5 protein-coding genes are annotated in these 6,352 nt (G+C 57.6%); 3 read left to right on the top strand and 2 right to left on the bottom strand.

Annotated elements, in window-relative coordinates; translation table 11 throughout:
* Nucleotides 1-242: 242 nt before the first annotated feature.
* Nucleotides 243-926, top strand: a complete 684-nt coding sequence (locus RR842_RS10930) for a TetR/AcrR family transcriptional regulator (RefSeq protein ID WP_332729744.1) — start codon at nucleotides 243-245, stop codon at nucleotides 924-926.
* 312 nt (nucleotides 927-1,238) lie between these two features.
* Nucleotides 1,239-2,543, top strand: coding sequence for an MFS transporter (locus RR842_RS10925; protein WP_332729743.1), 1,305 nt, complete (start codon nucleotides 1,239-1,241; stop codon nucleotides 2,541-2,543).
* A gap of 150 nt (nucleotides 2,544-2,693) precedes the next feature.
* Here RR842_RS10925 and RR842_RS10920 read toward each other — a convergent pair whose 3' ends face one another.
* Nucleotides 2,694-3,101, bottom strand: coding sequence for a type II toxin-antitoxin system VapC family toxin (locus RR842_RS10920; RefSeq protein ID WP_332514405.1), 408 nt, complete (start codon nucleotides 3,099-3,101; stop codon nucleotides 2,694-2,696).
* Between the two features lie 7 nt (nucleotides 3,102-3,108).
* Nucleotides 3,109-3,342: an antitoxin gene (locus tag RR842_RS10915; protein WP_332514404.1), complete on the bottom strand. Its 234-nt coding sequence runs from the start codon at nucleotides 3,340-3,342 to the stop codon at nucleotides 3,109-3,111.
* Nucleotides 3,343-3,773: 431 nt separating this feature from the next.
* Here RR842_RS10915 and RR842_RS10910 point away from each other — a divergent pair, with 431 nt between their 5' ends.
* A complete protein-coding gene (locus RR842_RS10910; protein WP_332729742.1) occupies nucleotides 3,774-6,317 on the top strand; it encodes a ribonucleoside triphosphate reductase in 2,544 nt (847 codons plus the stop codon).
* The last annotated feature ends 35 nt before the right edge of the window (nucleotides 6,318-6,352 follow it).

The raw sequence follows: 6,352 nt of genomic DNA, 5'->3' as shown, positions 1-6,352 counted from the left end.
GGTAATTATGGAGCCAAGCGGACGTATCGGCTTATTTTTCCTTGCGTTCTCCATCGCCGGCCGCTAAGATACATACCATTGGTATGTAATAGTTTTTTCAGTGCTCGGTGTTTCGCGCGAGGAATTTGCTCGTGAAGCAGGACTCGCGAAGAGGCGATGCTTCAAAGAGCGCTTGCGGTTGCGTTGGAGCATCACGGGGGTGACGATGGGGCCCCGAGAGGAAGACGAGGCGAGGAGGAGTAATGGCGCGAAACAAGTATCCAGAAGAGACGGTCAACCGGATACTCGATGTGTCGCTGGCGCTGTTCTTCAAGAAGGGCTACGACAACACCAGCATCCAGGACATTATCGACGGCTTGGGTGGTCTGACCAAAGGCGCGGTGTATCACCACTTCAAGTCAAAGGAGGACATCCTGTCTGCGGCACTCGAGCGCGAAAATGCGCCGCTGTACGTGCAGTTGGAGCGCATCCGCGATAGCGGGCACATGAACGGCGCGGAAAAGCTGCAAGCGCTGGTCGAAACTTCCATCACCGGACCTCAGATGGACATGTGGGCTCGTATCGCCCCTTCTGTCGATCCCGTTAAGAATGCGCGGCTGCTGGGGATGCAGTACCAGTCGGTGTTCCAAGAGACGGTTCCCCTTTTCGTGCAGCCCATTGTTGAGCAGGGCGTGCGCGATGGCAGTATCAGGACGGCATACCCTCACGAGTTCAGCGAAGTTATCGTTTTGGTGGCGAACCTCTGGGCCAGCCCTATGTTTCACTCGTGCACGACCGAACAGCTGAAGACGCGGATGGATTACTACCTCGATATCGTGCAGATGCTGGGAGGCTGCTCTCTCGAGGACAAAGGCCTCGGCATCATCCTGGAGAACTACCGTAAGCATTTTCACCAGCGGCTCGAAGAGGTGAGAGAAGGGGAGTAGAGATTGGGCCGCTCCTTAGAGAAGCACGAACAGATGTTTCACGTGAAACATCTGCCGCCTTGGCATGCGAGTGCACGAAAGCGCGCTCGCAGAATCGCGAAACAACGGTTGCCTTGCAGCCTTATTTTTTAACCTCTTTACATACCAACTGAATGTATGTAAAGAATCTCAAGCGCAAAAGCCAAGGTGATGCTCTGTACGCCTTGCAACTAAAAGTTGCGAAGATTCCAACTGGAATCGGTCGCTATCGCGTCTTCGCAACCGTAGTCTTTTAAGCAAGCTAGGTAAGAAAACACAAGAGAGGAACCTTATATGAGAAACCTGTTCAATCGTTCGTTCGTGTCGGTGATAATCGTGCAGATCGCCTCTCTGTTCGGAGATGCGGTGCTGAGATTCGCTTTGCCGTTGTATGTGTTGAACCTTACGGGCTCGGCGGCGCTTATGGGGGCGGTCGCCGCAGCTGCCTGGCTGCCCTATATCGTGCTGACGCCTATTGGCGGGGTAGCGGCCGACAGAGTGAACAAGCGGCGTATCATGGCGGTGCTCGATGTGCTGCTGGCGCTGACCTGTGCCGCCTACCTGATGCTTGAAGGCGTGATCGACCTTGTCGGGCTGTCTATCTGCGCGCTTATCGTTTTGTATGCGGCGCAGAGCATCTACCAGCCTACCGTGCAGGCGGCGGTGCCCTTTATCGTTCCGCGCGACAGCGTCGTGCGGGCTACGGCTATTGTCAGCCAGATCAGCGCACTGTCGGGCTTGGTTGGGCCTGTGGTAGGCGGATTGGTGTTCGGGTTGTTCGGTATCGAGCCGGTTGTCGTGGTGTCCGGCATTGCCTTCGCGCTGTCGGCGGTGCTGATCATGCTGTTCGTGCGTATTCCCCATGAACGGGTAGAGCGCACGGAGGGTATCGTGCGCACGGTAGTGGACGACATCGCCGAAAGCTTCACCTTCCTGCGCCGCGAGCGACCGATTATCCTGAAGGTCATCCTTCTGGTTGCAGGTATCAATGTGACCATGACGGCCTTCATCATTATCGGTGCGCCGGTTATCGTGACGCAGATACTCGGTTTGCCGAACCAGTTCATGGGCTTTGCCGAAGGCGCATTGGCATTGGGCGGTCTGACGGGCGGCATTCTGGTGGGCGTGTTGGCGAATCGCCTGCACCTGCGGCAGGCACCGGTGTTCATCATGGTGGCATCGCTCGCTTTGGTGCCGGTCGCGGTGGTCCTGGGCGCATCGATGGACGTGATGGCTGCTTATGCACTGCTGTTGGCTGGTTTGTTCGTCTGTATGGCCTGTGCTTCGATGTTCAGCATCCAAGCTATCTCGTTCATTCAGCTCGAAACGCCCGGCCATCTGGTGGGGAAGGTCATCGCGCTGGCAATGGCTCTGGCGAACTGTGCTCAACCGGTAGGCCAGCTGGTATACGGCGCGCTCTTCGATGCGCTGCGCGGCGATCTCGTGCCGGTCGCACTGGGCACGGCGGCCATTTCCCTGTTCATTGCGGGGCTTACCTATCGCACGCTTAAGCGTGGCCTGTCGGTTGGCAACGCACCGGACGTACGAGGGCTCGTGGGCGAAGAGAAGGCCTTGGAATGCGAGGCTGCGGAAGGGTAGGGGCTGCGCACCTTCGGAAGAGTGAGGGAGTGCGCAATCGCGCAAGGGCGGCCAGGCGGTGCGGCGACGCAGTACCGCCCGCAAGGGCGTATCGCACACACCCCGCAAAGGGCGCTTTGTGGGGTGTGTTCATAAGCACCCTTCTTGATGTTAGAGGTCGATTTCAGCCCATGATTCGAGTTCGAGTTTGGGAATGTGTTTGAATTCTTTGACGTTGTTGGTGACGAGCACCCCTCCGTACGCCCGGACGGTGGCTGCGATGAAGAGGTCGTTGTGCCCTAAGCGTTCGCCTCTTTGATCCAGGTCGGTACGGATGGATGCGTACTCCCGTGCGCACCGCGAACAGAAGGGTACGATATCGAAGGGCAAAAGGAACGTGTCAAGTGCATGTCTATTGCGCTCCTTGTCCGAGCTTTTTGCTACGCCAACCCGCAGTTCGGCTTCGACGATGGCAGGTATCTTGAACAGACGGGGATCGTTGTTTTTTAGAAACCGATAGCCGTAGGGCATGCGACCGCGCAGGAAATCTATGCAGATATTCGAATCGAGAAAATACATGATGCCCCTAATTGAAAAAGTCGCAGGGGTCGTCGTCGTTAAAGTCGGGATCGGAAGGGCGCGCGAATGCCGGGTCATCGATTGATCCGTAGAGATCCCAGAAGCCGACGGGCCATGTGCTTTCGTCATGCTCCCGAATAAGCTTCCCCGCGTACTTTGAAAGGGAGTATCCCTCGCGTTGTGCTTTCGTTTCCAAAATATCCATGGTCGGCTTATCCAGGTAAAGCGAAAGCTGAGGCATAGCTCCTTCTCTCAATCAAGGCAAGTATATAAGCAAGTATATTTGGTTTGGTGCAGCGCGTCAAGAAAAAGAGAACTTGCACGCGAGCCTGCGGGACACTCCCCCGCAGTGTCTTTGAAAACCTTGTGTTTGTTGAGCGGCAAAGAAAAAAATCTCAACGTAAAAACCTGTCATTTCCTGTCTTCGCAGGTCGTCTTTCGTAATGTCTCCTATCGGCTACAAGCAAAACCCCAGATGGCAAAAACCACTATATATAGTTGTCGCACGTAATTGTATCTTCAACATATGGGTGACATTTATTGACGGCGGCCATACAAGTTGTTAGGGTGGAAACCATCGCAACTGCCGGACGCTCGTGCTTGCACGCCTGTGCTTCCCGGCACCTGAGAATCGAATCGCAAACCAGTCACAGCATCGAAGGAGAGCAGAGCATGTACCAGGTTCAGAAGCGCGACGGACAGGTCGCGGAATTCGACATCGTCAAAATCTCGGCTGCCATTGACAAGGCGTTCGATGCGCTGGGCAAGCAGTACCACCCCTCGACGATCGATCTTTTGGCCTTGAACGTTACCGCTCACTTCGAGCCCAAGATCAAAGACGGCACCATCACCGTCGAGGACATTCAGGACAGTGTGGAGGAAGTGCTCTCCACGGCCGGCTATGCCGATGTGGCGAAGTCCTACATCCTCTACCGCCGTCAGCGCGAGAAGGTGCGCAATGCGAACGCGACGCTGTTGGACTACAAGGATTTGGTGGACCAGTACGTCAAAGTGGAAGACTGGCGCGTGAAGGAGAACTCCACGGTTACGTACTCTGTCGGCGGTCTGATTCTGTCGAACTCCGGTGCCATCACGGCGAATTACTGGCTTTCCGAAATCTACGACGACGAGGTGGCCAACGCCCACCGCAACGCCGACATTCACCTGCACGACCTGTCCATGCTTACCGGCTACTGCGCCGGCTGGTCGCTCAAGCAGCTCATCCAGGAGGGTTTGGGCGGCGTGTCTGGCAAGATCACGTCGAAGCCGGCCAGCCACCTGTCCAGTCTGTGCAACCAGATGGTGAACTTCTTGGGGATAATGCAGAACGAATGGGCCGGTGCCCAGGCCTTCTCCAGCTTCGACACCTATTTGGCGCCCTTCGTGAAAGCGGACGGCCTCACCTACGACGAGACGAAGCAGTGCGTGGAATCCTTTGTGTTCGGTGTGAACACCCCTTCGCGTTGGGGCACGCAGGCGCCGTTTTCCAATATTACGCTGGATTGGGTGTGCCCGGCCGACTTGGCGAGCCAGCCCGCTATCGTGGGCGGGCGCGAGAAGGATTTCACCTACGGGGACTGCCAGGCTGAGATGGATAGGGTGAACAAGGCGTTCATCGAGATCATGATTGAAGGCGATGCCAACGGGCGCGGCTTCCAGTACCCTATTCCCACCTACTCCATTACGAATAGCTTCGACTGGAGCGATACGGAAAACAATCGCCTGCTGTTCGAGATGACGTCCAAGTACGGCACGCCGTATTTCAGCAACTACATCAACTCCGACATGGAGCCCTCCGACGTGCGTTCCATGTGCTGCCGCTTGCGCCTCGATCTGCGTGAACTGCGCAAGAAGTCGGGCGGGTTCTTCGGCTCGGGCGAGTCCACGGGCTCTATCGGCGTCGTGACCATCAATATGCCGCGCATTGCCTACCAGGCGGTGGACGAAGCCGACTTCTACCGTCGCCTCGACCACCTCATGGACGTGTCCGCGCGCTCTCTGCATACGAAGCGCGAGGTCATCACTCGCTTGCTGGATGCGGGTCTCTACCCGTACACAAAGCGCTACCTAGGCACGTTCGAGAACCACTTCAGCACTATCGGCCTGGTGGGGATGAACGAGGCCTGCTTGAATGCGCCGTGGCTGCGCGTTGACATGACGCAGGCGGCGGCGCAGGCGTTCACGAAAGACGTGCTGAACCACATGCGCGAGCGGCTGGCCGATTATCAGGAGGAATACGGCGATCTGTACAACCTCGAGGCCACGCCGGCCGAGAGCACCACGTACCGCTTCGCCAAGCACGACAAGGAGCAGTTTCCGGCTATTGTTACGGCGAACGACCAGGGCAAGCCGTACTATACGAACTCCTCGCACCTGCCCGTAGGCTTCACCGACGACATCTTCAGCGCGCTGGACGTGCAAGACGAGCTGCAGACGCTGTACACGTCGGGCACGGTGTTCCATGCGTTTTTGGGAGAGAAGCTGCCCGATTGGCAGAGCACGGCCATGCTCGTGCGCAAGATTGCCGAGAACTACAAGCTGCCGTATTACACCATGTCGCCGACGTACTCCGTATGCAAGAACCACGGCTACATCGCTGGCGAGGTGTACGAGTGCCCATGCTGCCACGAGGAGACGGAAGTGTACAGCCGCATTACCGGCTACTACCGTCCTGTGAAGAACTGGAACGACGGTAAATCGCAGGAGTTCGCCGATCGCGTCGAGTACGATTTGGGGCATTCTCATTTGACGCCTTGCGGCGTGCAGGTGGCGGCTGCTGCCGAGCAGGCGGGCCAAGCGGGCTCGCACGTGACGGTGCCGGGAGCCGAGACGACTGATCGGATTGGCACGCAGGTAACGGTGCCAGATGCCGAAGCGGGGGAGGCGTTTGGTGCAGCTGTTGCCGCGGCGACCGCGAGTGTATCGACCGCATGTGTCGCCGACGCTCCCGATCGCAGCATGCTGCCCGCGGGCCGCTATCTGGTGGCCACCCGCACCTGCCCCAACTGCAAGCACGCCGCCTTGCAGTTGGACGAGGCCGGCATTGCGTATGAGGAGCTCATGGCCGAGGAAAACGTCGAGTTAGCCAAGCGCTTCCACATTATGCAGGCTCCGACCATGCTGGAGGTAGCGGCCAACGGCGCAGTGACCGTCACGGCCGGCCCTGCTCCGGTATTCCAGAAGATCAACGAGTTGAAAGCGAAGGTGGTTGCCTAATTCCCGGCGAGTCGCCGGTTCAGACGAGGGGCGCG

This window comes from Gordonibacter sp., from assembly GCF_036667095.1.
Lineage (GTDB): Bacteria > Actinomycetota > Coriobacteriia > Coriobacteriales > Eggerthellaceae > Gordonibacter.
The sequence above is the reverse complement of the archived record's forward strand: the minus strand, read 5'-3'. Positions and strand labels throughout refer to the sequence as shown.